The following is a 24,342-nucleotide window of genomic DNA, read 5'->3' on the forward strand; positions in this document are numbered from 1 at the left end:
GCGGCGGGCGCGTGGATGGCCGCCACCGCACGCGCGCTCCTCGCTTCCTCCGAGGCACGCGTCTTCGACCGCCCCGGCGCGCGAGAACGCCGGCCCCTCCCCTGTTGTAGCCAACGCGGCGCCGCGGCTCGCGACCTGTAAGGGTCGCCGGAGCCGTGCGTGAGCATGCCGTGTACCCGCCGCGCCTGAGCGCGCGCGGCTGACACTCCACCTGCATCCATCGCCCACCGGCGACACCGCGTCTTGAGCCTCCATGGCCGGCGCGGACGCCGACTCGCGGGGACGCGAGTGCATTCGTGCCGTCCGGTATCGGGCGGAGAAGGAGTCATCCATGAAGTTGCGACGTGTTCTGGTCGGAGCGGCCCTGGTCGCCCCGATGGTGGTGGGAGGGTTCGTCCTGGCGCGCGACGGGAGCGACGCGCCGGGGAACGCGGGCGGAGCCCAGGCGGCGCCGCCCGAGGTCGTCGTGGCCGAGGTCGTCACCCGCTCCATGCCGGAGAGCGCCGAGTTCACCGGCACGCTGGCCGCCGTGCAGAGCGTGGAGCTGCGCCCCCGCGTGGGCGGGTACATCGAGTCCGTCCGCTTCGCGGAGGGCGGACGGGTCAAGGCCGGACAGGTGCTCTTCCAGCTCGACGCGCGCACCTTCGAGGCCGCCCTCGCGCGGGCGAAGGCGGACCAGAGCCAGGCCGAGGAGCGGCTCGTGCTGGCGGAGAGCAAGTACGCGCGCGGTGAGAGGCTCCTGGCCGACAAGGTCATCTCCCAGAGCGACTTCGACGTGCTGAAGGCGGACCGCGCGGAGGGCCGGGCACGTGTCGAGGCGGCTCGGGCCGCCGTGCGCACGGCGGAAATCGACCTCCATGACACCCGGGTCCGCGCGCCCATCGACGGCAGGGTGGGGCAGGCGCTCGTCACCGCGGGCAACCTCGTCAGCGGCGGCACCGCCAACGCGACGCTGCTCACCACCATCGTCTCGGTGGACCCGTTCCACGTCTACTTCGACGTGGACGAGCCCACCTACCTGCGCTTCACGAACGCGGGCCCCACCGGCCGTCAGGCCGACGGCCGCGTCCACCCCGTGCCCGTGCGCGTGGCGCTGCTCGGAGAGGAGGGATTCCCCTGGGAGGCGAAGCTCGACTTCCTCTCCAACAAGGTGGACCCCGTCACCGGCACCGCGCGGGCCCGCGCCGTGCTGTCCAACCCGGATGGGAAGCTCACCGCGGGCCTCTTCGCGCGTGTGAGGCTGGAGACGGGCGCGGCCCGGCAGACGGTCCTCATCGACGAGAAGGCGGTGGGGACGGACCAGCAGGGGCGCTACGTGCTCGTGGTGCGCCCGGACGCGTCGCTGGAGCAGCGCCGCGTGGAGCTGGGCGCCTCGGAGGGAGGCCTGCGCACGGTGCGCAAGGGGCTCTCTCCCGGTGAGCGCATCGTCCTCAGGGGGCTCGCCCGGCCCGGCGCGAAGGTGACGCCGAAGCGGGTGGCCATGGCCGAGGCGGCTGGGCAGGAGGGCTCGCGGCCATGAAGTTCACCCACTTCTTCGTCGACCGGCCCATCTTCGCGGCCGTGCTGTCCGTGCTCCTGCTCATCGCGGGCGGGCTCGCGATGGTGCAGCTCCCCCTGAGTGAGTACCCCGCCGTCGCGCCCCCCACGGTGGTGGTGCGCGCGGCCTATCCCGGCGCCAACCCCCGGGTGACGGCCGAGACGGTGGCCGCCCCGCTGGAGCAGGAAATCAACGGCGTGGAGGGCATGCTCTACATGTCCTCGCAGGCCACCAGCGACGGCCGCGTCACCCTGACAGTCACCTTCGCCCAGGGCGTGGACGCCGACCTCGCGCAGGTCCAGGTGCAGAACCGGGTGGCACGCGCGCTGCCGCGTCTGCCGCAGGAGGTGCAGCGGCTCGGCGTCGTCACCGAGAAGACCGCCACGGACATCCTGATGGTGGTGCACCTCGTCTCCCCGGACGGAAAGCTGGAGCCGCTCTACCTCTCCAACTACGCGGTGCTCCAGGTCCGCGACGTGCTCCAGCGCATCCCCGGCGTGGGCAGCGTGGTGGTGTGGGGCGCGGGTGAGTACAGCATGCGCATCTGGCTGGACCCGCAGAAGCTCGCCGCGCGCAAGCTCACCGCGAGCGACGTGGTGGCCGCCATCCGCGAGCAGAACGTGCAGGTGGCCGCCGGTGTCGTCGGGCAGCAGCCGGACGCGAGCTCGGCCTTCCAGATGACGGTGACGACGCAGGGGCGGCTCACCGACGAGGAGCAGTTCTCGGACATCGTCATCAAGGTGGGCGAGGGCGGGCAGGTGACGCGCCTGCGCGACGTGGCCCGGGTGGAGCTGGGGGCCAGCAGCTACGGGCTGAAGGCGCTGCTGGACGGCAAGTCCGCGGTGGCCATCGGCATCAACCAGGCGTCCGGCTCCAACGCGCTCGAGGTCTCCGCCGCCGTGCGCGAGAAGATGGAGGAGCTGAAGCAGGCCTTCCCGGAGGGCATGGAGCACCGCATCGCGTACGACCCGACCTTCTTCGTGCGCGCCTCCATCAAGAACGTGGTGAGCACGCTGCTGGAGGCGGTCCTCCTGGTGGTGCTGGTGGTGGTGCTCTTCCTCCAGACGTGGCGGGCCTCCGTCATCCCGCTGGCGGCGGTGCCGGTGTCGCTGGTGGGCACGGCGGCGGTGATGCACCTGCTGGGCTTCTCGCTCAACACGCTCTCCCTCTTCGGACTGGTGCTCTCCATCGGCATCGTGGTGGACGACGCCATCGTCGTCGTGGAGAACGTGGAGCGGCACATCGCCCTGGGGGCCAGTCCCAAGGAGGCGGCACGCCGGGCGATGACCGAAGTCACGGGGCCCATCATCGCGATTACGTCCGTGCTGGCGGCGGTCTTCGTGCCCACCGCGTTCCTGGGAGGCCTCACCGGCCAGTTCTACCGGCAGTTCGCGCTCACCATCGCCATCTCCACGCTGCTGTCGGCCTTCAACTCGCTCACGCTGAGCCCGGCGCTGGCGGGCGTGCTGCTGCGCGGGCACCATGGGAAGAAGGACGCCCTCACGCGCCTCATGGACGGGGCGCTGGGAGGCTGGCTCTTCCGGCCCTTCAACCGCTTCTTCGACCGGGCCTCGGAAGGCTACGTGAGCGCGGTGAAGCGCGTGGTGCGCGTCAGCGCGGTGGCGCTGCTCGTCTACGCGGGGCTCCTCGGGCTGACGTGGGCGGGCTTCGCGAAGGTGCCGAAGGGCTTCGTCCCCATGCAGGACAAGTACTACCTCGTGGGCATCGCGCAGCTCCCGCCCGCGGCGTCGCTGGACCGCACCCACGAGGTGGTGAAGCGCATGTCGGAGATGGCCCTGGCCGAGCCGGGCGTGGCGCACGTGGTGGCCTTCCCGGGCCTGTCGGTGAACGGCTTCGTCAACGCGCCCAACGCGGCCGTGGTCTTCACCATCCTCGACACCTTCGAGAATCGCTCCACGGAGGACCTCTCCGCCAACGCCATCGCCGGCCGCCTGCAGAAGAAGTTCAGCACCCTCCAGGAGGGCTTCACGGCCATCTTCCCTCCGCCGCCGGTGCCGGGCATGGGCGCGCTGGCGGGCTTCAAGCTCCAGGTGGAGGACCGGGCGGGGCTCGGGCCGGAGGCGCTCTACGAGGCGACCCAGGCGCTCGCGCGGCGGGCCTCGGCCGAGCCGGAGGTGGCGGGCCTGATGTCCGGCTTCGAAATCAACGTGCCGCAGCTCCGGCTGGACGTGGACCGCGTGAAGGCGAAGACCCAGGGCATCCGGCTCGGGGACATCTTCGACACGCTGCAGATTCAGCTCGGCTCGCTCTACGTGAATGACTTCAACCGCTTCGGGCGCACGTACCAGGTGAACGTCCAGGCGGACGCGCCCTACCGCATGCACGCGGAGGACATCGGCCAGCTCCAGGTGCGCAACCCGCAGGGAGGCATGGTGCCCCTGGCCTCGCTGGTGGACGTGGCGCCCACCTTCGGCCCGGACCAGGTGACGCGCTACAACGGCTACCCCTCCGCGGACCTCAACGGCGTGGCCCGGCCCGGTGTCAGCACGGGGCAGGCGGTGGCGGCCATGGAGCGCATCGCGGCGGAGACGCTCCCCGCGGGCATGAGCTTCGAGTGGACCGACCTCACCTACCAGGAGAAGCTCGCCGGGAAGGAAGGGCTGCTCGTCTTCCCGCTGGCCATCCTGCTGGCCTTCCTCATCCTCGCGGCGCAGTACAACAGCTGGACGCTTCCGCTGGCGGTGCTGCTCACCGTGCCCATGGCGCTGCTGAGCGCCATCGCGGGAGTGTGGCTGGTGGGGGGAGAGAACAACATCTTCACCCAGATTGGCCTCGTGGTGCTGATTGGGCTCGCGGCGAAGAATGCCATCCTCATCGTCGAGTTCGCTCGCTCGAAGGAGGACGAGGGCATGGGCGTGGTGCAGGCGGCGCTGGAGGCGTGCCGGCTGCGGCTGCGTCCCATCCTGATGACCTCGGTGGCCTTCATCATGGGTGTGGTGCCGCTGGCGACGGCCACGGGCGCCGGCTCCGAGATGCGCCAGGCGATGGGTGTCGCGGTGCTCGCAGGCATGCTGGGGGTGACGCTCTTCGGGCTCGTGCTGACGCCCATCTTCTACATCGTCATCCGCAAGCTGGAGGTGCGGAGGGCGGAGCCGGAGCCCTCCGTGCTCCCGCCCGGAGCGACGGGAGCCCCGGGGCACTGAGCGCCGCCGCCAGGGCCATCGCCTATGCCATCGAACAGCCCGGCGACGTCGATGTCAGCGAATGCACTGTCTGGCCGGCCGCGAGGCCCTGCTGAGAGGCCCCCTCCATGCGCACCCTGTCACACCGAAAGTGACGCGTGCGGTCTGTTGTTGCAATTTGGTGATGAGGCTGCGCGGGCCGCATGGATGGGGCGCGTAAGGCTTGGCATTGAGCGGACTGGGCGCGCTAACCTGCGCGCCCGGACTCGCAGGGGCCGTCCGAGGAAGAAGGAGACCATCATCCATGCGCGTCAAGCCAGCCCTCCTGGGCGCTCTGTCTTTCGGTGCCAGCGTGAGCGTCCTCGCGGTGGCCTGCCAGTCCTATGATTTCGAGAAAGTGGAACCCGTGTTCCTCGCGCAGACGACGGTCGAGGTGACCCTTCATGCGCGAGACAGCAAACCCAACATCATGCTGCTGGTGGACACCTCCGGGTCCATGACGCTGCCGGTGGATGAGTCGGACCCGGACTGCCGGGTGCCCTACAATGGCGAGCAGGTCATCTGTGGGAACAGCGATGAGGTGCCCTGCAACACCGCGGTCTGCCCCACGCGCTGGACGGAGCTGCAGGCCGCGGTGCCGGGTTTTCTCGCCAGCGCCGGCCCGCATGTCCGCTTGGGCCTGACGACCTATCCCGACACGAATGGAGAGAGGGGACTCGACGCGTTCTGCAGGCCTTCCTCCTCGCGCACCGTGCAGAAGGACTTGCCGGAGGCGGAGGACGATGCCTCGCTGCTGGAGCACGCCAATAAAATCAACAACATCATCCAGGCCATCCCCAACTCGGGAGCCGGGAGGCCCGTGGGGGGCACGCCGACGAGCTTGAGCCTGCGCTTCGTGAAGGACCTGCCCGGCTTCCAGGACAAGGACCGGAAGCAGTTCGTCGTGCTGCTCACGGACGGGGTGCCCAACTGCAATCCGGACAATGTCTACCAGGGGAGCGACGCCGAGTGCCGGTGCACCACCGAGTCGGGATGTGGTCCCACCCAGACGGGACGGCGTGGCTGCCTGGACAAGGACGCCTCCGTGTCCGCCGTGCGGGAGCTGAGGGCAGCGGGGATTCGCACCATTGTCATCGGCTTTGGCGCGGAGACGGCGACCGGGGACGGCCCCGCGGTGCTGGAGGCAATGGCCCAGTACGGAGACTTCCCCCGCACCTGCAAGGACGGGCAGACGTCGTGTGGCCCGGGTGACGCGTGCGACCCCGTCACGAACCTGTGCCAGCGAAGCTACTACCAGGCCGCCAACAAGGAGGAGCTGGCCCAGGCGCTGGAGGACATCAGCAAGGATGTTCTCGGGGACGAGCCCTGCCTCATCAAGTTGGAACCCTCCGAGCTCCCCTCGGACCCGTCACTGATTGTCGTCTATGTCGACGGCGAGCGCACCGCCGCGGGCGAGGGCACCTGGACGCTGGGGGAGGATGGCGTCCGCTTCAACGGCGCGATGTGTGAGCGCATCCTCGCCTCTACCCCGGATGCGCCCGTTGACATCGAGGTCCGCGCCATCCGTCAGCGGTAGGCGCTCGTCCGCAGCCGCCACGCGGCGAGGAGGTGCTCCACCACCTCGTCCAGGCCCACGCCCTTCGTCACCTGGGTGAAGACGAAGGGCCCGCCGCCGCGCATCTTCCGGGCGTCACGCTCCATGACGCCCAGGTCCGCGCCCACGTGCGGCGCCAGGTCCGTCTTGTTGATGACCAGCAGGTCGGACTGGGTGATTCCGGGGCCGCCCTTGCGCGGCACCTTGTCGCCGCCGGCCACGTCGATGACGTAGACGGTGTAGTCCGCCAGCTCGCGGCTGTACTGCGCCGCGAGGTTGTCCCCGCCGCTCTCCACGATGAGCAGCTCCGGATTCAGCTCCTCCATGAGCTGCTCCAGCGCCATCAGGTTGTGGCTGATGTCCTCGCGGATGGCCGCGTGGGGACAGCCGCCCGTCTCCACCGCCTTGATGCGCTCGGGGGACAGGGCCTGGTTGCGGACCAGGAACTCGGCGTCCTCCTTGGTGAAGATGTCGTTGGTCACCACGCCCAGGCGGACGCGCTCCCGCAGCTTGCGGCACAGCGCCAGCACCAGCGCCGTCTTCCCGCTGCCCACCGGCCCGCCGATGCCGATGGTGAAGGCGCGGCTCTTGTAGTCGCGCTGCTTCGGCTCCTCGCGCTCGTGGAAGTGTCCCGGGTGGTCCCACTCCTCGTGCTCGTGGTCGTGGTCATCGTCGTGGCCGTGGCCGCGGTGGTCGTCGTGCATGTGCGCTTCACCTCAGGACAGGAAGAGCCTCGAATAGAGCCGGTCGTGCGTGGAGCCGAGCAAATCCAGCAGGGGAGAGGGCTGCGCCAGCGCGTCCACGCCCAGCCCGGCGCACTGCTCCAGGACGGTGTCCAGCAGGGGCGTGGCCTGGTGCTGGAGCTGGTGCGACTCGTGTGTGCCGACGATGCCCAGCCGCACCGCCGCGGACAGCGTGCCCCGCAGCGTCAGGGACAGGAACAGCCGCTGCGCGTCCGTCCGCTCCACGTCCAGCGTGCGCAGCACCGCGCCGAACACGGGGGCATGGTGGAAGCGCAGCCCCTGGGCGCGGGCCGCCTCGCGCAGCGGCGCCACCGGCGAGGGGAAGATGCGGGCGCAGGTGTCCAGGAAGGCCCGGCCCTGCGTGCGGCTGGCGCGGTTGGCCACGTGGTTGGAGAGGAACGCCTCCGCGCGCGCATCGAGCGCGGGCAGCTCCGAGGGCTCCCCGTGCGCCGCGCTCACGAGCGGCAGTCCGCCATGGCCCGCCTGCCATAGCAGCTCGCGCACGAAGCGCCGCAGCTCCGGCGCCCCGCGCACCTCGCCCTGCTGGACGGCGGCCTCCAGCCCTCCCGAGTGCGCGAAGCCCCCGGTGGGAAAGCCCGAGTCCGCGAGCTGTAACAGCCTCCACGTGGAGCCCATGGCGTACGGGCCCTCAGAACAGCGAGTAGAGCTGGGCCAGGGGCAGCCGGTGGGCGGGCTCGCAGCGCAGCAGCTCGCCGTCCGCGCGCACCTCGTACGTCTCCGGGTCCACGGTGATGACGGGCAGCGCGTCATTGAGCTTCATGTCCCGCTTGCCCAGGCCCCGGCAGCGGCTCACCGCGGACAGCCGCTTGGTGAGGCCCAGCTCGTGCGTCGTGCCTTCCGCCAGCGCGCGGGCGGAGACGAAGGCCACGCTGGTGGCGCCGCGCGCGCGGCCCCGCGCCCCGAACATGGGCCGCATCAGGTACGGCTGCGGGGTGGGGATGGAGGCGTTGGCGTCACCCATCTGCGCCCAGGCGATGAAGCCGCCCTTCAGCACCAGCTCGGGCTTCAGGCCGAAGAACGCTGGCCGCCACAGCACCAGGTCCGCCAGCTTCCCCACCTCCACGGAGCCCACCTCGTGCGCCAGGCCGTGGGCGATGGCGGGGTTGATGGTGTACTTCGCCACGTAGCGGCGGATGCGGAGGTTGTCGTTGTCGCCGCGCTCCTCGCGCAGCCGGCCGCGCTGCTCGCGCATCTTGTGGGCCGTCTGCCAGGTGCGGCAGATGACCTCGCCCACGCGGCCCATGGCCTGGCTGTCCGACGACATCATGCTGATGGCGCCCAAATCGTGGAGGATGTCCTCCGCGGCGATGGTCTCCCCCCGGATGCGGCTCTCCGCGAAGGCCACGTCCTCGGGAATCTCCCGGTCCAGGTGGTGACACACCATGAGCATGTCCAGGTGCTCGTCGAGCGTGTTCACCGTGTACGGGCGCGTGGGGTTGGTGGAGCTGGGCAGGACGTTGGGCGCGCCGCACACGCGGATGATGTCCGGGGCATGACCGCCGCCCGCGCCCTCGGAGTGGTAGGTGTGGATGGTGCGGCCCTTGAACGCGGCCAGCGAGTCATCCACGTAGCCGGACTCGTTCAGCGTGTCCGTGTGGATGGTGACCTGGACGTCCTCGCCCTCGGCCACCGAGAGGCAGGTGTCGATGGCGGCCGGCGTGGTGCCCCAGTCCTCGTGCAGCTTCAGGCCGATGGCGCCCGCGCGAAGCTGGTCCACGAGCCCCTGGGGCAGGGAGGTGTTGCCCTTGCCGGTGAGGCCGATGTTCAGCGGAATCGCGTCCGTGGCCTGGAGCATCCGCTGGAGGTTCCACGCGCCCGGCGTGCAGGTGGTGGCCTTGGTGCCGGTGGCGGGCCCGGTGCCACCGCCCACCCACGTGGTGATGCCGCTGGCGAGCGCCTCGTCCGCCTGCTGGGGGCAGATGAAGTGGATGTGCGTGTCCAGCCCGCCCGCGGTGACGATGAGCCCCTCACCGGCGATGGCCTCGGTGGTGACGCCCACCACCATGCCGGGTGTCACCCCGGCCATGACGTCCGGGTTGCCCGCCTTGCCGATGCCGGCGATGCGCCCGTGCTTGATTCCGATGTCCGCCTTGTAGATGCCCGTCCAGTCGAGGATGAGCGCGTTGGTGATGACACAGTCGAGCGCCTCCGCGTCACCCACGCCGGCCTGCTGCCCCATGCCCTCGCGCAGCACCTTGCCGCCGCCGAACTTGCACTCGTCGCCGTAGGCGGTGGCGTCGCGCTCCACCTCGGCCCACAGTCCCGTGTCGCCCAGCCGCACCCGGTCTCCCGTGGTGGGGCCGAACATGTCCGCGTAGTGGCGGCGGTCCATCTTCCGGCTCATTCGCCCTCCTCCTGGTGACCGAAGCCCTGCTGTCTCACCGCCTCCATGGCGCGCTCGCGGCCCTCGGGCGACACCTTCCCGCTGCCCAGCGCGTTGCCGCCGCGCACCACCGCGTCACCGGCGATGGCGACGAGCTGCACCGTCTTGCTCTCGCCCGGCTCGAAGCGCACCGCCGTGCCCGCGGGGATGTCCAGGCGCTTGCCGTAGGCCTTCGCCCGGTCGAAGACGAGCGCGCGGTTCGTCTCGAAGAACGGGTAGTGGCTGCCCACCTGGATGGGGCGGTCTCCCGTGTGCGTGACGCGCAGGGAGATGGAGTCGCGGCCCTCGTTGAGCACCAGCTCTCCGGGCTGCACGCGCACCTCGCCCGGCGTTCCCTCGGGGGCGGTAGAGGGCGCGCCGAAGCGCTCGCGTGGGGGCACCGGCAGGAAGCTGCCGTAGAGGGCCAGCTCCAGGTCGCCGTGCTCGGCGACGATGGGGTGGTGCACCGTCACCAGCTTCGAGCCGTCCGGGAAGGTGCCCTCCACCTGCACCTCCGCCACCAGCTCCGGCACGCCGTCCATGACCTGCGCGCGGCCCAGGAGCCGGCGGCCCAGGTCCATCAGCTCGGCCACGCTCCGGCCGTCGCGGATGAACTCGAGAAGCTGGGTGGCGATGAGCGCCACCGCCTCCGGGTAGTTGAGCCGTACGCCTCGCGCGAGGCGCTTCTGCGCGAGGAAGCCGGCTTGATGCAGCAGCAGCTTGTCGACGTCTCGGGGAGAGAGGTGCACGCCGGCAGGGTAGCGCGCTGCGTCACGGGTCGCCAGGGTGAGCCCGCCTTCATGTCCGGAACAGGCCATGGCTCCAGGCCTGATTCAAAGAACGTGGTGCTCTACACCTCCTGTCAATCCCATCAGCCCGCGCGCTCGGTAACGCCCAGCGGACTCCGCATAAGCGCCGTCATGGCGGCGCGAAACGACGCCGGACGCTGGGCGGGCGCAGTCACGGCGGGCTCGGCTCCGTCGTGATGGTGTCCACGCAGAACGCGCTCTGCGCTCCATCCTCGTCGTCGGCCAGCGCTTCACCCGCCCTCTTCACCGCCGCCTGGATTTCGTCCGCCGCGTTCTTGGGGCTGTACCCGCCGCGCTCCCGGAGCACGCGGGCCAGGTCCTCTTGCAGCGCCAGTGCGGACGGGTAGCGCTCCGCCGGTTCGCGGCGCAGCAACTCGCGGAGCACCACCCGCGTGGGCTCGGACAGCCCTTGTGTTACCGCGTCCACGTCCGCCGGAGTGAAGGTGGCCGCCCGCAGAAGGGTGTCCTCCGGGTCCACCCCTCCCCACTCGTCCTGAACCCGCGCGATGGCGCCGCCCAGGCGCTCCCGCTCCCCTTCGGGAATCAAGGCCCACAGCTCTCCCGTCAGCAGGGTGGGCGCGCTGAGCAGGTGCCTCCCAGTGGCGAACTCCACCAGCACCATGCCCAGCGTGAACAGGTCCGAGCGCGCATCCTCGGGCTGCCCGAGCAACGCCTCGGGCGAGGCCCAGTAGACTTCGCCCCGGGCGCCGGGGCGGCGTGTGCTCCGCTGGCCTGGAAGCCGCGCGGACGCGAGGCCGAAGTCCGTCAGCTTCACCTCCCCCGCCAGCGTCACGCGGATGCGGACAGGGTCAATCGCCCGGTGGACGATGTTCAGCGGCATGCCCTTCTCACTCTGGCAGGAGTGCGCGTGCGCCAGGGCCCCGGCCACCTGGGTGCCCACGTACAGCATGAAGGATTCAGGAAAGTAGCGTCCGTGTGTCAGCGCCACCTCCACCAGGGTATTGAGCGAGCATCCGGTGACGCACTCTGAAATCACATACAGGGCGCCCCGGGCCTTGTGCATTCCGTGGACGCGGGCGATGTTCGGATGGCGCAGATAGCTGGCGAGCCGTACCTCTTCCTCCAGCCGCTTGCGCGCCAGCTTCAGCTCGGGCGAAACAGCGGGCAGGGGCAAGGCCTTGAGGATGACCTTCCCGCGTGCGTCGCCGTTGACGCGCCTGCGCGCCACCAGCACCCGCTCGCCATGGTGGCCGGGCCCCAGGTCCTCCACCAGTTCGTAGGTGGACTTTCCACGCGAGAAGAGAACCGTCCCCGGGGGAAACCAAGGGGCACCAGCATAGGCCATGAGGGAGTCTCCTTCCTGAAGGCGCGGCGGCGGACGCCGCGCGGAAGCAGGGAGGACACTACGCGTGGGTAGTCCCGGAAGAGAAGGACTCCCCAGGTTTGAGGGTCAGGTTATCGCAACACTGTTGCTGGAGCTACTTTGGCCAGTTTCCGCAAAGAGTCTTTACGTCCCTCCTCACGGCCACTGCCCGTAGACGAAGCGCGCGGGCGCCTTTGCATCCACTATCGCGGCACCGGGTTCGGAGCCGGGAAACTTCTTCACGCCCCCATTGAGGCTGAGCGAGATGCAGACGGGAAAGTCGCGGAAGTCGCGTCCACCTGGCGCGTCCTCGTAACGGCTGTACTCGACTTCGGAGGGGACCACGGCGCGGGTGTAGCGCCCCACCACCGTGTCACCACTCGTCCAGAGCTGGCCGTACAGCCGCGTGCCCTCGGGCAAGCCTCTCCACCCATGCGTCACGACACTGACAATCTTCCCATCGCCCACGAGGGCGAAGCACCCGACACCCTTCTGCCAGCGGTCCCGGGCCCTGCACTCGTCGGAGCTCTCCACCGCGTCGGGCTGACTCACGTCAACGTTGAGACGGAGAGACTTACCGTCCGGCAGCCCCCTGTACTCCATGGCTTCCACGGCGTCCGGGGGGCACGCCTCCCGCGTGGGCGTCACCTGGGAGGCGGGACAGCCCAGCGCCGCGGCACACACCCCGGCCACGGCGCCTTGCGTGAGGGACTTGGGGCTGAAGGCGGGCGCGGCCTTCTTCGGCTTCTTCGCGGCGGCCGGACTCGGGGGCGGCTTCATGGGGGCACTCACAGGGAGACTTTCCTTCTCAGCGGGGGGCAACTGGGACGGGGACGGTACCGCACCGACGGACGGCACGGGCGGGGAAGGTGGCGTGTCCGGGGCCTTGGCACGCGGGTCGGTGGAAGGCTTTGGCGCGGCCCGGGACGGCGGCGCTTCCGGTGAGGGGGCAACGCGCGGCCACGCCACCGCGGCGGCAACCACGAGCACGGCGGCGGCCACGGCCCACGCCAGCACGCGCCGCCGTGCCCGTGCTTGGGGGCGCTCCGGGGCCGTGGTGCCCGCTTCCGGAGGGGGCTGGACGGTGGCCCGCCACTCCGCGCCGCCCTGCCTTCCCAGCTCTTCCAGGGCGCCCGCCATGGCGGCCAGCGCGGGCCGCCGCGGCTCCACGTCTCGCACCAGCCACCGCTCCACCCAGGCGCTCAACGCCTCCGGCACGCGCGGGTTCACCTTGCGCGCGGGCGGCGGCGCCAGGGTGGGGCTGTTCACGTTGAGGCGGGGGGCCTTGCGTGCGCCCGCCCGGCGCGCGGGCTCCGCGTCCGTCAGCGCGTCATAGAGGCACACCGCCAGCGAATAGAAGTCATCCTCCGCCGGGAAGTCGTACCGGGCGCTCCGGTCATTCTCATGCTCCTTGTAGAAGCGGGCCGCCTCGGGCGAGCGGTAGCGGTTGGTGCCCGGCGGCAGGGGCGCATCCGTCAACTCGTGCGCCCCGGAGTACTCCCCCGCCCCCAGGTCGATGATGACGGGCTCGCCGTCTGCCCTGCGCACCATGACGTTGGACAGCGAGATGTCGCGGTGGCGCACGCCGCGGCGGTGCATGTACGCCAGCGCATCCACCAGCCGGGCGAAGACGTGGAGGACCTGTTGGAACGTGGGGCGCGCCTCCTGAATCCACGCGGCCAGCGTCCAGCCCTCCACGTACTCCATCACCAGGTAGCCGTAGCCCGCCTCGGTGCGCGTCCAGCCCAGCACCTTGGCGATGTTGGGGTGGTCCAACTGGACGAGGCACACCAGCTCCCGCAGCAGGCGCTGGTCCGTCTTGCCCGGGTCATCGCTGGACTGGCGGTGCTTGGACAGCTTGAGGGCATAGGGACGGCCCTTCCTCTCGCACTCGTACACGTCGCCATAGGCGCCGCCGCCCTTCCACCTGCGAATCCGGTAGGAGGCGTCGAGGCGGGCGCCGGGCTTGAGGAAGTCGGGGGGTTCCGCGTTCATCATGGGCCGCTCTTCTCCTGCTTCTTGTCCTCGATGACCACGCCCGAGACGGACAGGGGCCGGGTGCCGTCCGCCCCCTCCACCACCAGCGCGAAGCCTTCCCCTGGCTTCCCGGGCGGCCCACCAAACTCCACTGACACGCGGGCTGTCTTCTTGGGCGCCAGCACTTCCGGCGCCATGGCCACCGTGCGCGCCTCCACGCGGCCGGTGGACGCACCCTCCAGCCACGCCCGCCCGGGCCGCCAGGGCTGCCCGGTTTCGTTCTCCACCTCCACTTCCAGCACCACCCACGTATGCGCCCGGAAGCGGCGGACGTCCGTGGCACTCATGCCCGCCGTGCCCGCGTTGGACCACTGCTTGAGCCTGTCAGAGGCGACGCCTTCCTCCCCCACCTGTCCCGAGAGGACCCACCCGGCGGGGCCCATGGCCCTGGCGCGCTCGCGTTGCGTGGCCAGCTCCGCCTCGCACGCGGCGCCGCGGGCCTCCAGTTCGGCCAGCCGCGCGTGCATCCCCTCCGGCGCGGGGGCGCTGCGGAAGAACATCACCTGCGTGTCCGCCACGTCCTCGGCGGCCACGAGCGTGACGACGACCGCGGGCGGAGTGGGCGCGTTCAGGAGCGGCACGCGCAGTGCCACGCCTTCGCCCAGGTCCCCCTCCGCCATCAGCGTGACGGAGCTCTCCGAGATGCTCAGGAGTCTGACGCCGTCGGGGGCGCCCCGCTTCACGGCCTGCACGTCGAGCTCGGCATCGAAGGTGAGCGTGGTGGGGATGCCCCGGGCGACGGGAACCACCTCGGTCTTCGCCGTGAGGAGCACGCGGCGGAAACGCAGGGAGGGGGGCGTCTCTGCTTCCGCTGCCCACGCCGCCATGGACAGGAGCGCCAGCAGAAGCCCGGGAAGGTGTGGCAGGGAACGGAACCTCATGGGTTGACCGTAGCAGACCCCACTTTCTTCCCGAGCGTGTTCCCGGCGTGGCAGTGGGCAACACGCGGGTGTGAGGGCCAGGTCTGGAGCCCCGGTGCCTCGCGCCATGGGGCAGACTCCCGGGGTGCCCCGAGGTGATACGCGACACCAACGCTGGCCACCGCCGCACTGCCTGGCGCGAAGAAGAGGTGGCCTCCTGTCGTGGCTGTTCGGCCCTGGACGTGTGGCCACGGGGAACGTGAAGACTCCCGACACGTAGGCACCTGACAGCAGGGCCCGCCCACTCCAGGTATTGCGCCTGATGCAGGTGGCTCCGGACCCGCGGAGCCCTTCAACTCGCCACCCGAGCGGTGCTGGTCTCCCTCTTGATTCGCGCGGGGGCTGACATGACGGGTCTGCGGGTGGTGTGGCTGCTGCTGGGACAGTCGGAATCGCGCGGGGTGGAGGGTGAAGGAGAGCCAGCGTACTGGCTGGGCCCGGACGAAGAGGCGCTGCACTATGGCGTGAGCCTGGAGGTGTCCGGGCTGGCACTGCTGCCGCGCATGGACACGGGCTCCCTTGAAGGCTACGCGCAGGTCGAGCCCACGCTGATTCTGGATGGCGCGGAGCGCTTTGGCCTCAACGCGGGCGCGCCCCTACGCCTTGTCGTCGCGCGGGGCACCTCCTCGGCACGGACAGCGGCGGCCTGCTGCGCGGGCGCGACTGGGACAGCCTCTCGGACTTCGGGCAGTGGCTACGCGAACTGAAGGTGGGCGCGTCCTCCTCGCCCGCCAGGCTGCGAGCCGGGGCGCTGGAGGAGTACAGCCTCATGGGCGGCCACCTTGTGGGGCGCTACTCCAACCGCTTCAACCCCGACTACCGCCCCGCCGGGGCCGTTGTCTCGGGCGCGGTGGGGCCGCTGCACGCGGAGGCCTTCACCAGTGACGTCCTGGCCGCGCGCATCCTGGGCGGTGAGCTGGCCCTCAACCTCGCGCACTTCGTGGGCGACGCCTCCCAGCCCACCGGCTGGTGCGCGCTGTCGGTGTCGGCCGTGCGCGACTTCGGCAGGGCGGAGGGGCGGACGCCCGAGGTGACGCTGGCGCACGCCGACCTGGACGTGGGACTCGTCTTCCGAGATGACCTCCAGCTCTTCCTCCTGGCGGGAGCGGGCACGCGTGCGGGAACGGTGGGAGCCTGGGGGGCCCTGCTGGGCGTGGGCCTGGAGGTTGTCTCCGACACCTTGGAGGTGCACGCGCAGGTGGAGGCGCGACGGCAGCGCGGGGGCTTCCGCCAGGGCTTCTTCGGCCCGGACTACGAGCTGGGCCGCTTCGTCGCCGCCGGGCCCTCCCCGCTGCCGGTGGCCCAGGCACCTTTCGCGGACGGCTACTCCGCCTTCGGCGAGCTGAGGGTGGCGCGCGACACGCTGCACCTGGACCATGCGCGGCGCGAGCTGCACCTGCGCGTGGCGGCAGAAGCCTTCAGTTGGGGGCGGCTGGACGCACTGGTGCGCGTCTCCACCTGGCAGATGCTGCGCCACCTCCACCTGGCACTGGACGCGCTGGCGGTGGGGGTGGGCCAGCCCAACGCGCGCTATGCCGTCTCCGGCGAGGTGCGCCACCGCTTCAGCCGGCGCCTGTACGTGTTGGCGCGCGGGGGCACCCTGTTGTTCCCGCAGCCGGACTCCACCGTGCGGCCCGGGGCGCAGGCCCTGCTGGGCCTGGGCGCGGACTCCGCGCGCTGAGCCGGCGCGCACTCCTGCGCACGACAACCGCCATACTTCGTCGCCTGGGTGTCTGCCCCAGCTCCCATCGAAAGAGCCATCGCGGTGGGGCCGCCCTTCCGCTCCCCGGGTTCCACTACATCGGTAATCACACTCGGCGCGCCCACGGGTCGTCGCCCAGCAGTGGCGGGAGGAAGGCCAGCCACTCCCGGGTGCAGCGCAGCAGCGCTTCGACGGAGACGGCGGCCGCGCGCAGCATCAGCCCCTCCGTGCCGAGCGGACTGACGGAGGGGATGAGCGCCGCGCGGGACGACACGGGCAGCGCGGCGACTCGGGCGGACAGCGCCTCGCGGGCGGAGGCCAGCGCCGGGCCCACCAGCAGCACGGAGGCCATCGCGTTGAAGCGGCCCAGGCGCTCCGCGAGCGGCCCATGCGTGGGGTCCAGCAGCCAGCGCTCGTCCACCAGTGCGCGGTCCCTCACGGAGACGCGCAGCGTGGACGTGTAGTGCGAGAAGGCCCAGCGCTCGCCGCTGGCCTCACGGCCGGAGGTGACCAGGTCCACGAGGACGAGCGACGCCCCCGTCGCGAGCCGCACGTCCAGCGTCTGCGCGTACCGGGCACCGGTGAAGCACACGGTGGGGTCCGGCACCACGGCGAGCAGCGCGCCTTCCTCTACCCGGGCCGTCAAATCACTGCGGCAGCCCCGGGGCGAGCGGTAGACGCGGTTGGCACCCTGCGTGGACAGCAGCGCGGTGGCGTCCGGCGCCACGTCCACCTCGAGGGAGACATGGTCTCCGTCCACCAACCCGCCGCCGAACGAGCTGGTGTAGGCCCAGGCGGCATGGCCGTGGTTGCGCGGTGTGAGCAGCCGCAGCGGGCTGTGGGCCAGCGCGGTGCGCACCACGGTGCGGGGGCCGGAGCGCTCGAAGGCGAGCCGGGCGGAGCCGGCGCGCGAGGTGCGGTGCCGCGCCTCCACGGGCGCGTGGGTGTTCATGGCGGCGAGCCTGCGGCAGGCCCGGCCGGGACACAACGCCCACCATGGCCCGCGGGCTCTCCGCCTCCGGGAGCCGTGGGGCTGGTCGTCAGGGAACGGCTACGGCGTGTCGGGGCCGCCCTCTTCGTCCGGGATGAGCACCGTCTTGAGCTGCTCCAGCACGGCATCCGAAACGTCGGTGAAGGCGAGGCCCACCTCGTAGCGGGCCACGGCCTTGTCGGGCAGCTTCTTCGTCCACGCCACCCGCGCGTGGCACTGGAGGCACGTGCCGTCCTTCAGGAACAGGTCCAGCTCCAGCGGGCTGTTCTCGGCGTACACGTCGTCGGAATAGATGCGGACGCCGCCGAGGCTGGCATCCAGCACCTGCTGCTTGTCCACGCGCCGCAGCCTCGCCGGCCGCGCGTACAGCGGAGCCGCGAGCCGAGGGAAGCGGCGGCGGTCGGAAGGGGGGGTGTTCGCGCTCACGCTGTGCCTCATCCAGCCTTCTCCGGAAGCGTACCGGCGCTCTTCCGGGACAACCTGGTAGAGCATATGGGATTCGACAGACGGCGTGTAGGTCAGTTGAAAACTTCCGCGACGGCCGTCAGCACGGCGGCCATGGCTTCGCCGACCGCCGTGCCGACAGCGGAAGCTCCCTCCACTGCCTCCATCGCTACCTGGGCGGCGGTGCCAACACCCGATACGAGCATTTCGAGAGTCCCATCGGTCACCACATCCACCGCCACCTCCGCGACAGTCGATACGACCTCACGAGCCGAGGAGGCCTCCAGGCTCGCGCTGGCGGCGGGGGGCTGGGCGGAGGCCATGGCGGCGGTGGTGGCCGCGGCCACGGCGGCGGCGCCTACCAGGGGCTTGAGCGACTTCCTGGGTGCCCGCCTGAGCAGCGTGAGCTCGTCCTCGTCCAGCCAGAGGCCATGACACTGGCCGCAGACATCCACCGCGCAGACCGGCATCCGCACCTGCGAGAGGAGCTCGTCGCAGGTGGGGCAGCGCGCCGCCGGCGAGCCACAGTGGCCACACTTCTCCCGGGGGAATGGGACGGGGTGCCGGGCGTGGCGGCAGCGCCGGGGCGCGGCGCGCAGCGCCTCCCACAGCGCGTCGGACTTCCAGGCCGGCGCCAGCCGCTCCAGCTCGCCACTCTCCAGCCACTGGCCCTTGCAGTGGTCGCAGGTGTCCAGCCGGACTCCGTGCAGCTCGGTGGTTCGCAGGGGGTGTTGAAGGCAGATGGGACAGGGCCGGCTCATGCCGTTGCTCATTAATGGAATGCGGCGGCGGGCGAAAGGTGGCGGGTGGGCCGCCCCGGAGACGGCTCGCGGCAGTCGGGTCCACGGGGCGGTGCACCCACGCCCCGGGCCTTCACTCAGGGGCGGCGCTTGGGGATGTTCGCGGCGCTCGACAGCCGCTCCGGGATGCGCGCGGCGAGCAGGTCGATGGCGGCGCGCACCTTCGAGGGCAGGTGCTTGTTCTGCGCCCAGACGGCGAAGATTTCGTTGCCGTGGCGGCGTTCCCGCTCCAGCACGATGTCGAGCTGCCCGTCACGCACGCGCTCCGCGACGAGCCAGCACGGGAGCCACGCCAGCCCGGCGCCCTGCACCGCGGCATCGGCGAGGGTCTCCAGGTCGTCCATGCGCAGGCGCGAGGGGGGAGACACGCGCTTCTCGCCGCCCTGTCCGTCCGGAAAGTGCCACTGCTTGATGACGCCGTTGCGCCCGTAGACGACGGCCTCGTGTCCCTCCAGGTCGTCCAGTGACTTGGGACGGCCGTGCTTCGCGAGGTACGCCGGCGCGGCGCAGACCACCATCTCCTGGACTCCCAGGCGGCGGGCCGTCAGGCCGGCCTGGTCCGCCAGGGGGGCGACGCGGATGGCCAGGTCGAAGCCGTCCTCGATGAGGTCGGCCACGCGGTCGCTGAAGGAGATTTCCACCTCCAGCCCGGGATGCTGGCGGGCCAGCTCCCAGAGCAGCGGCGCCGCGCAGTGCCGGCCGAACAGCACCGGCACGCTCACGCGCAGGCGGCCCGTGGGGGCGCGGCGTCCGGAGTCGAGCGCCGTCTCCGCGGCCTCCAGCTCCGCCAGCGCGCGGGTGCAGCGCTCGTAGAGGACCTGCCCGTCCTCGGTGAGGCTCTGGCTGCGCGTGGTGCGGAGGAACAGGCGCGTGCCCAGCCGCTCCTCCAGCCGGGCAATGCTCTTGCCGACCGCCGAGCGCGACAGGCCCATGCGCTCGGCCGCGAGCGCGAAGCTGCCGGCCTCGGCGGCCTGGACGAACGCGAGGACTCCACTGAGGCGATCCATCATGGCCCTGCTCCGATTGGTTCCCTCGTGTCTTCAATGAGTCGACGAAGTGTCGCCACTGGCGAAAGGGACTCGTCTCTATATCCCCCGTGCCTCTTTCTCGCAGGACCCCGGAGCGGACGATGAGCGGCACGATGAAGCGTTGGCAGTTGGGGCAGCCTGGCCGGAAGCACCTGGAGCTGGCGGAGGTGGCGATTCCGAAGCCGGGGCCGGGCGAGGCGCTGGTTCGAGTCTCGGCGGTGTCGCTCAACTACCGCGAGAAGCTGATGCTGGATGGCGCCGGCATGCCCCTGCCGTTCGTTCCCACCTCCGACATGGCGGGAGAGGTCGTCGCCACCGGACCGGGCGTGCAGCGCTTCAAGGAAGGCGCGCGCGTCATCGCCAACTTCCAGACCGACTGGGTGGAGGGCCCGGCACCCCGGCAGGTGCGAAGCCTGGGAGGCGGCGCGCCCGGTGTCCTGGCCGAGTACGTGGCCATGCCCGAGCACTGGCTGGTCTCCTCACCTGGAACGCTGGATGACCTCCAGGCGAGCACGCTGCCGTGCGCGGGGCTCACCGCGTGGACCTCGCTGGTGGAGCTGGGCGGGCTGCGTCCGGGCCAGACGGTGGTGACGCAGGGCACGGGCGGTGTGTCGCTGTTCGCGGTGCAGCTCGCGTCGGCCATGGGCGCGCGGGTCATCGTCGTCTCCGGCGACGAGGGCAAGCTCGCCCGCGCCAGGGAGCTGGGCGCGGCGCACGGCATCCACCGGCGTCACACGCCTGACTGGGACAAGGCGGTGCTGGACCTCACCGGAGGCCGGGGCGCCGACCACATCCTGGAGGTGGTCGGTGGAGAGAACCTCGGCCGCTCGGCGAGTGCCCTCGCGCCCGGTGGGCGCATCTCGCTGATGGGCGTACTGGAGGGCTTCGAGGCTCGCTTCCCGGTGCTGCCGCTGTTCCAGACGCAGGGTGTCATCCAGGGCATCTTCGTCGGACACCGGCGCGGACTGGAGTCCCTGGCGCGCGCGGTGGACTCGCTCGCGCTTCAGCCCGTCATCGATGCCGTCTATCCCATGGCTGAGTTCCCCAAGGCGCTGGAGCACCTGGACCGCGGGCCGTTCGGCAAGCTCGTCATCCGCGTGCGCTCCTGACCCGGGGAAGAAATCGCGGGCCCGCCGTTCAACGACAGGGACGCATTTTCGCCCGGCGATTCGGGCCGTCCCTGCCGTACGCACCGCGACACCACGAGGAACGAGCATGGAAAAGCACGATGAGAAGTCCGAGGGCGCGCCCTCGGCGGATCGCCGTAACTTCATGAAGACCGTGGTCACCGGCACTGTTGCCGCGGGCCTGGTCGCCACGGTGGGCAAGGCCGAGGCCGCCACCGCGGGGCTGTGTGGCAAGCCCGTCGCCCTGCCGGTCGCGCCCGTGAAGGCGAAGGTCGTCTTCAACAACAAGCGGCCGCCGACGCTGGCCGACCTCCACGCGGCCCTGGATGACATCATCCGGCCGAGCGGCTGCCCCAACTGCGGCCTGGGCGGCGTCATCAAGGACCTGGGCATCATCCGCGAGCTGGTGTTCGACACGGGCCACCTGGGCGACGTGCTGGAGCCGGTGACGCTGGTGCAGGACTACTGACACGCCATGGCCGGCGGGACGGAAAAGACCTGTTTGCCGGGTGACTTCGTCCCGCCGCGCAGGCTGGGCGTGGGGCTCACGTACATTCCCGGAGCGCCCGCCGTCGAGGCGTGCCGGGGCGCGGTGGACTTCCTGGAGCTCAGTCCGGACATCCTGTGCCACGAGCACGTCGGTGGTGGCGCGCGCCGGCTCATTCCCCAGCCCGCGCGGCTGGAGCAGGCGCTGCGCGACACCGAGGGCGTGCCCGTCGTCGTGCACGGGCTCGGGCTGTCCATCGGCTCGGCACATGGGTGGAACCCGGCGTACCTGGAGCTGCTGGACGCGGTGCACGCGCTGCGGCCCTTTCCATGGCACAGCGAGCACCTGGGCTTCCTCACGGTGGAAGCTCCCGGCGGCGAGCTGAACGTGGGGACTCCGCTGCCCATGCCGCTCACCGAGGAGGCCCTGTCGCTGCTCGTCCCCCGGGGCGCGGCGCTGGCGCGGCGCTACGGGGTGCCCTTCCTGCTGGAGAACCTGACCTGGTACCTGCCCGGCCTGCCCACGGAGGGGGGACGGGACGAGGTGGCCTTTCTCAATGACTTCGTCGAGCGCTCCGGCTGCGGGCTGCTGCTCGACCTGTACAACCTCCACTGCAACGCGGTGAACCATGGCTTCGACGCGTTCGAGGCGCTGGGCCGGCTGCGGTTGGACCGCGTGGTGCAGGTGCACGTCGCCGGAGGAGACACCCACGACGGCTTCCTGATGGACGTGCACAGCGACGTGGTGCCGGAGCCGGTGTGGGAGCTGCTCGAATGGGTGATGCCACGCGCGCCGCACCTGGCGGGCATCAGCTACGAGCTGCTGGAAGAGGCGCCGCGGCTGACGCCGGACGTGGTCCTCCGGCAGCTCGAGCGGGCGCGGGCCCTGTGGCGCCTGCACCCGGGGGAGGGGGCGCTGCATGGCGCTGCGTGACTGGCAGTCCGCGCTCGGGCAGCTGGTGGAGGCGCGCTCCTCGGGGCGGGGCCTCGGGCCGGTGCTGGCGTCGCTGGAGGAGCGGCCGCTGACGGACGAGGAGCGCCGCGGGTTGCGCGAGGTGGTGGGCACGCGCGGCTTCTCGCTGACGGCGGAGGTGCCCCGGTGGTGGAGGCACCTGCGGGTACAGCGGTCGGCGCGGCTGACGTTGATGGCGCTGCGGGGGGACGCGGACGCGGTGCTGAGCGACTACCTGCGGGCGGTGCCCTGCTTCACCCTCTTCTTCATCGCGGAGGGGCTGTCGTTCCTGGAGTACGTGGCGCGCACCGTGACACGGCCGCACGTGAGGCCGGTGGCGGAGCTGGAGCGTGCGCTCTGGACGCTGAAGCTCGCGGCGCCCGCGTGGGACGGCACCGTGCGGGAGCCGGAGCCCGGGGCGGTGCTGGAGCGGCACCCGGCCGCCGCGTGCATCCCGTTCAAGACGTCACCGCAGGCGCTGCTCGGGGCGGTGTTGAGCGGCGCTCCGCTGGCGGAGCTGGAGCCGGGGCCGCACGCCGTCCTCGTCGCGCCGGGAGTGCCGGGGCTCTGGCGGCCGGCGGAGCCCGAGGAGGCGCGGGCCTTCGAGGCGTGTGACGGAGTGACGCCCCTGGACACCACGGGCGCGCTGGCTGGAGCGCCGGTGGACGCGGTGCGGGCCCTGCTGTCCATGGGGGCGCTGCGCTTCGGGGCCGGCGGCGGTCAGGCGGTAGCGGCTCGCTGACTCACTCCCGGCTGTTCGAGCAGGAAGCCGCTGAGGCGTTCCCCCAGCCAGTGCCGGAAGGCGTCCGTCGTGGGCGGGCAGTGGAGGCAGTCCTTGATGAGCTCCTGGTCGGCGAGCGTGGGAAACAGCTCCCTCGCACGCGCGAGCAGCTTCTGTCCCGGAAAGCTCACATCCCCGTCCCCGCCCAGCACGAGCGTGGGGGCCTTCAGTCCCTTGAGCTCCTCCGGATTCGCGAGCGCCGGCACCCGCATGTCCATGTTGCACGAGCGGACGGCGTCGCCGAGGAAGGGCGTCCAGTCGTCATCCGTGGTCGTGAGCAGGTTGCTGACGAACGCCTTGAGGCGCCGCTCCGACGGGGCCAGCCGGTAGAGCATCATCGGGAGGGCCACCTTGGTGAGCCCGTCCCAGTGAGAGCCGTTCACCACGCCAGCGGGGAAGAGGAGGGCGAGCCTGTTGATGCGCTCGGGCGCGACGGCCGCGAGCCGGATGGACACGAAGCCGCCCCAGCTTACGCCCACCACGTGGGTGCGCTGGAGCGACAGTCCGTCGAGCACGTCCCGCAGCCACTCTCCATATTCGTTGTTCGACACGGAGGGGCGCACATCCGCGCTCTTCACCGACTGGCCGACGACGTCCACCGCGTGGACGCGGAACCGCTCCATCAGTGGGGCCAGCTCGTGGAGCACGTGCGCCGAGCTCGCGAGCGCACCGTGGAGTACGACGACGCTGGGGCCCGATTCCGGACCACCGACGAGCACATGTGTGTCGCCGAAGCGGGTCTTCACCGTCCGGCTCTCCGTGGGCACCTTCAGCCGGTTGCGGAAGTGGTCGTGCCACCGTGAGAGTACGGCCTTCGCCTGCTCACCCCTGAACGCGGACTTCATCGGGCGCTCCTCCTGGACGGCGTTTTACGGACAGGACGCAGTCCCTCCAGGTGCTGGTGCACCAGGTGCTCCACCATCGACACCGGCGACGGGTGCGCGCCCTGCACCCACGAGATGAGGGCGAAGTAGAAGAAGGAGAGGTACGCGGCGGCGAACAGCGCGCCGTCCGCGCCGGGCCGGAGCTCCCCCCGCGCGCTCGCCTCCGTGGCCAGCCGAGCCAGCGCCCCATGCACCATGCCGGCCTGGGCCGTGAACTTCCGTGCCCACGGCTCGTCCGCGAAGAGCGACTCCTTGAGCAGGGTGCGCGAGAGCTTCGGCCGCCGCTGGTAGTACCCGAACACGGCGCGGGTCAGCTCGGACAGCTGCTTCTCCAGCGGCCCCGGCCCGAGCCCGGCGAGCGCCTGTCGCAGCGTCTCGTCCAGGTCGTCGAACAGCGCGGCGTGGAGCAGCTCCCGCTTGTCTCCGTAGTGGTGGATGACCGTCCCGGCGGACACCCCGGCCCGCGCCGCGATGGCTCGCAGGTTCGCCGCCTCGAAGCCCACGCGCTCGAACTCCTCGCGCGCCGCCTCCAGCACGGCCTTGCCCGTCGCTTCCTTCTGGCTCGCCCGGAGACCGGGCCGCTGCTTCCTGGGCTCGTTGGACACGTTCAATGAACGTGTTTAATGAAGGCGCGAGGCGAAGTCCAGCCCCCGTGCC

22 protein-coding genes are annotated in these 24,342 nt (G+C 71.1%); 9 read left to right on the forward strand and 13 right to left on the reverse strand.

The features are described 5' to 3' along the window. Positions 1-331 precede the first annotated feature (331 nt). The 3 genes from K8638_RS20450 to cglB all read left to right on the forward strand — a co-directional run bounded on the left by K8638_RS20450 (position 332) and on the right by cglB (position 6,256). Entirely contained in the window at positions 332-1,519 is a 1,188-nt protein-coding gene (locus K8638_RS20450) for an efflux RND transporter periplasmic adaptor subunit (RefSeq protein ID WP_223756240.1), read from the forward strand. After that, entirely contained in the window at positions 1,516-4,701 is a 3,186-nt protein-coding gene (locus K8638_RS20455; RefSeq protein WP_223756241.1) for an efflux RND transporter permease subunit, read from the forward strand. Before K8638_RS20450 ends, K8638_RS20455 begins: the two co-directional genes overlap by 4 nt. A 283-nt stretch (positions 4,702-4,984) precedes the next feature. Further along, positions 4,985-6,256 carry an adventurous gliding motility lipoprotein CglB gene (gene cglB, locus K8638_RS20460; RefSeq protein ID WP_223756242.1) on the forward strand — a complete coding sequence of 424 codons (1,272 nt, stop codon included), beginning with the start codon at positions 4,985-4,987 and terminating at the stop codon, positions 6,254-6,256. Here the strand turns inward: cglB and ureG are convergent. From ureG to K8638_RS20495, 7 genes are all read right to left on the reverse strand, one after another. Continuing rightward, positions 6,247-6,978, reverse strand: coding sequence for an urease accessory protein UreG (gene ureG, locus K8638_RS20465; protein ID WP_223756243.1), 732 nt, complete (start codon positions 6,976-6,978; stop codon positions 6,247-6,249). The two genes, cglB and ureG, sit on opposite strands and share 10 nt — an antisense overlap. 12 nt (positions 6,979-6,990) lie before the next feature. Next, positions 6,991-7,653 (reverse strand): urease accessory protein UreF, encoded by a 663-nt coding sequence (locus K8638_RS20470; RefSeq protein ID WP_223756244.1) that lies wholly within the window; start codon positions 7,651-7,653, stop codon positions 6,991-6,993. Positions 7,654-7,666: 13 nt separating this feature from the next. Then, positions 7,667-9,382, reverse strand: coding sequence for an urease subunit alpha (gene ureC, locus K8638_RS20475; protein WP_223756245.1), 1,716 nt, complete (start codon positions 9,380-9,382; stop codon positions 7,667-7,669). Further along, positions 9,379-10,149 carry an urease subunit gamma gene (gene ureA, locus K8638_RS20480; RefSeq protein WP_223756276.1) on the reverse strand — a complete coding sequence of 257 codons (771 nt, stop codon included), beginning with the start codon at positions 10,147-10,149 and terminating at the stop codon, positions 9,379-9,381. The genes ureC and ureA overlap by 4 nt, the downstream gene beginning before the upstream one ends. A 211-nt stretch (positions 10,150-10,360) precedes the next feature. Then, positions 10,361-11,515 (reverse strand): serine/threonine-protein kinase, encoded by a 1,155-nt coding sequence (locus K8638_RS20485; protein ID WP_223756246.1) that lies wholly within the window; start codon positions 11,513-11,515, stop codon positions 10,361-10,363. Between the two features lie 174 nt (positions 11,516-11,689). Next, positions 11,690-13,531, reverse strand: a complete 1,842-nt coding sequence (locus K8638_RS20490; protein WP_223756247.1) for a serine/threonine-protein kinase — start codon at positions 13,529-13,531, stop codon at positions 11,690-11,692. Further along, complete coding sequence (locus K8638_RS20495; RefSeq protein WP_223756248.1) at positions 13,528-14,451, reverse strand: DUF2381 family protein; 924 nt, start codon at positions 14,449-14,451, stop codon at positions 13,528-13,530. Before K8638_RS20495 ends, K8638_RS20490 begins: the two co-directional genes overlap by 4 nt. 386 nt (positions 14,452-14,837) lie before the next feature. On the opposite strand from K8638_RS20495, the gene K8638_RS20500 reads away from it, so the two are divergent. Together K8638_RS20500 and K8638_RS20505 are read left to right on the forward strand one after the other, a co-directional pair. Beyond that, positions 14,838-15,197, forward strand: a complete 360-nt coding sequence (locus tag K8638_RS20500; RefSeq protein WP_223756249.1) for a hypothetical protein — start codon at positions 14,838-14,840, stop codon at positions 15,195-15,197. Between the two features lie 62 nt (positions 15,198-15,259). After that, positions 15,260-16,171, forward strand: coding sequence for a hypothetical protein (locus K8638_RS20505; protein ID WP_223756250.1), 912 nt, complete (start codon positions 15,260-15,262; stop codon positions 16,169-16,171). Positions 16,172-16,298: 127 nt separating this feature from the next. On the opposite strand, the gene K8638_RS20510 is transcribed toward K8638_RS20505, so the two are convergent. The 4 genes from K8638_RS20510 to K8638_RS20525 form a co-directional block, all read right to left on the reverse strand. Beyond that, entirely contained in the window at positions 16,299-17,144 is an 846-nt protein-coding gene (locus tag K8638_RS20510; RefSeq protein WP_223756251.1) for an urease accessory protein UreD, read from the reverse strand. A gap of 99 nt (positions 17,145-17,243) precedes the next feature. Next, the gene (locus K8638_RS20515; protein WP_223756252.1) at positions 17,244-17,609 is read right to left on the reverse strand and encodes a PilZ domain-containing protein; all 366 of its coding nucleotides are present in this window, start codon (positions 17,607-17,609) and stop codon (positions 17,244-17,246) included. 92 nt (positions 17,610-17,701) lie between these two features. Continuing rightward, positions 17,702-18,388 (reverse strand): zf-TFIIB domain-containing protein, encoded by a 687-nt coding sequence (locus K8638_RS20520; protein WP_223756253.1) that lies wholly within the window; start codon positions 18,386-18,388, stop codon positions 17,702-17,704. 116 nt (positions 18,389-18,504) lie between these two features. Continuing rightward, the gene (locus tag K8638_RS20525; RefSeq protein ID WP_223756254.1) at positions 18,505-19,437 is read right to left on the reverse strand and encodes a LysR family transcriptional regulator; all 933 of its coding nucleotides are present in this window, start codon (positions 19,435-19,437) and stop codon (positions 18,505-18,507) included. A 131-nt stretch (positions 19,438-19,568) separates the two neighbouring features. On the opposite strand from K8638_RS20525, the gene K8638_RS20530 reads away from it, so the two are divergent. From K8638_RS20530 to K8638_RS20545, 4 genes are all read left to right on the forward strand, one after another. After that, complete coding sequence (locus tag K8638_RS20530) at positions 19,569-20,564, forward strand: NAD(P)-dependent alcohol dehydrogenase (protein WP_223756255.1); 996 nt, start codon at positions 19,569-19,571, stop codon at positions 20,562-20,564. A gap of 106 nt (positions 20,565-20,670) precedes the next feature. Next, on the forward strand, positions 20,671-21,051 hold the full coding sequence (locus K8638_RS20535) for a hypothetical protein (RefSeq protein ID WP_223756256.1): 381 nt from the start codon (positions 20,671-20,673) through the stop codon (positions 21,049-21,051). 6 nt (positions 21,052-21,057) lie between these two features. Beyond that, on the forward strand, positions 21,058-22,002 hold the full coding sequence (locus tag K8638_RS20540; protein ID WP_223756257.1) for a DUF692 family multinuclear iron-containing protein: 945 nt from the start codon (positions 21,058-21,060) through the stop codon (positions 22,000-22,002). Next, the gene (locus K8638_RS20545; protein WP_223756258.1) at positions 21,989-22,762 is read left to right on the forward strand and encodes a hypothetical protein; all 774 of its coding nucleotides are present in this window, start codon (positions 21,989-21,991) and stop codon (positions 22,760-22,762) included. The genes K8638_RS20540 and K8638_RS20545 overlap by 14 nt, the downstream gene beginning before the upstream one ends. Here the strand turns inward: K8638_RS20545 and K8638_RS20550 are convergent. Further along, entirely contained in the window at positions 22,741-23,646 is a 906-nt protein-coding gene (locus K8638_RS20550; protein ID WP_223756259.1) for an alpha/beta fold hydrolase, read from the reverse strand. The genes K8638_RS20545 and K8638_RS20550 overlap by 22 nt on opposite strands. Next, complete coding sequence (locus K8638_RS20555) at positions 23,643-24,290, reverse strand: TetR/AcrR family transcriptional regulator (RefSeq protein ID WP_223756260.1); 648 nt, start codon at positions 24,288-24,290, stop codon at positions 23,643-23,645. Before K8638_RS20555 ends, K8638_RS20550 begins: the two co-directional genes overlap by 4 nt. Between the last annotated feature and the right edge of the window lie 52 nt (positions 24,291-24,342).

It is taken from the genome of Myxococcus sp. RHSTA-1-4, from assembly GCF_020037125.1.
Lineage (GTDB): Bacteria > Myxococcota > Myxococcia > Myxococcales > Myxococcaceae > Myxococcus.

Bases quoted from the DNA above. Each gene is read 5' to 3' on its own strand.
- K8638_RS20540 (WP_223756257.1), top strand. From the start codon at position 21,058: ATGGCCGGCGGGACGGAAAAGACCTGTTTGCCGGGTGACTTCGTCCCG.
- ureG (WP_223756243.1), bottom strand. From the start codon at position 6,978: ATGCACGACGACCACCGCGGCCACGGCCACGACGATGACCACGACCAC.
- K8638_RS20495 (WP_223756248.1), bottom strand. From the start codon at position 14,451: ATGAGGTTCCGTTCCCTGCCACACCTTCCCGGGCTTCTGCTGGCGCTC.
- K8638_RS20490 (WP_223756247.1), bottom strand. From the start codon at position 13,531: ATGATGAACGCGGAACCCCCCGACTTCCTCAAGCCCGGCGCCCGCCTC.
- K8638_RS20500 (WP_223756249.1), top strand. From the start codon at position 14,838: ATGACGGGTCTGCGGGTGGTGTGGCTGCTGCTGGGACAGTCGGAATCG.
- K8638_RS20485 (WP_223756246.1), bottom strand. From the start codon at position 11,515: ATGGCCTATGCTGGTGCCCCTTGGTTTCCCCCGGGGACGGTTCTCTTC.
- cglB (WP_223756242.1), top strand. From the start codon at position 4,985: ATGCGCGTCAAGCCAGCCCTCCTGGGCGCTCTGTCTTTCGGTGCCAGC.
- K8638_RS20470 (WP_223756244.1), bottom strand. From the start codon at position 7,653: ATGGGCTCCACGTGGAGGCTGTTACAGCTCGCGGACTCGGGCTTTCCC.
- K8638_RS20525 (WP_223756254.1), bottom strand. From the start codon at position 19,437: ATGATGGATCGCCTCAGTGGAGTCCTCGCGTTCGTCCAGGCCGCCGAG.
- K8638_RS20505 (WP_223756250.1), top strand. From the start codon at position 15,260: ATGGGCGGCCACCTTGTGGGGCGCTACTCCAACCGCTTCAACCCCGAC.
- K8638_RS20520 (WP_223756253.1), bottom strand. From the start codon at position 18,388: ATGAGCCGGCCCTGTCCCATCTGCCTTCAACACCCCCTGCGAACCACC.
- K8638_RS20455 (WP_223756241.1), top strand. From the start codon at position 1,516: ATGAAGTTCACCCACTTCTTCGTCGACCGGCCCATCTTCGCGGCCGTG.
- K8638_RS20535 (WP_223756256.1), top strand. From the start codon at position 20,671: ATGGAAAAGCACGATGAGAAGTCCGAGGGCGCGCCCTCGGCGGATCGC.
- K8638_RS20550 (WP_223756259.1), bottom strand. From the start codon at position 23,646: ATGAAGTCCGCGTTCAGGGGTGAGCAGGCGAAGGCCGTACTCTCACGG.
- K8638_RS20545 (WP_223756258.1), top strand. From the start codon at position 21,989: ATGGCGCTGCGTGACTGGCAGTCCGCGCTCGGGCAGCTGGTGGAGGCG.
- ureC (WP_223756245.1), bottom strand. From the start codon at position 9,382: ATGAGCCGGAAGATGGACCGCCGCCACTACGCGGACATGTTCGGCCCC.
- K8638_RS20510 (WP_223756251.1), bottom strand. From the start codon at position 17,144: ATGAACACCCACGCGCCCGTGGAGGCGCGGCACCGCACCTCGCGCGCC.
- K8638_RS20530 (WP_223756255.1), top strand. From the start codon at position 19,569: ATGAAGCGTTGGCAGTTGGGGCAGCCTGGCCGGAAGCACCTGGAGCTG.
- K8638_RS20450 (WP_223756240.1), top strand. From the start codon at position 332: ATGAAGTTGCGACGTGTTCTGGTCGGAGCGGCCCTGGTCGCCCCGATG.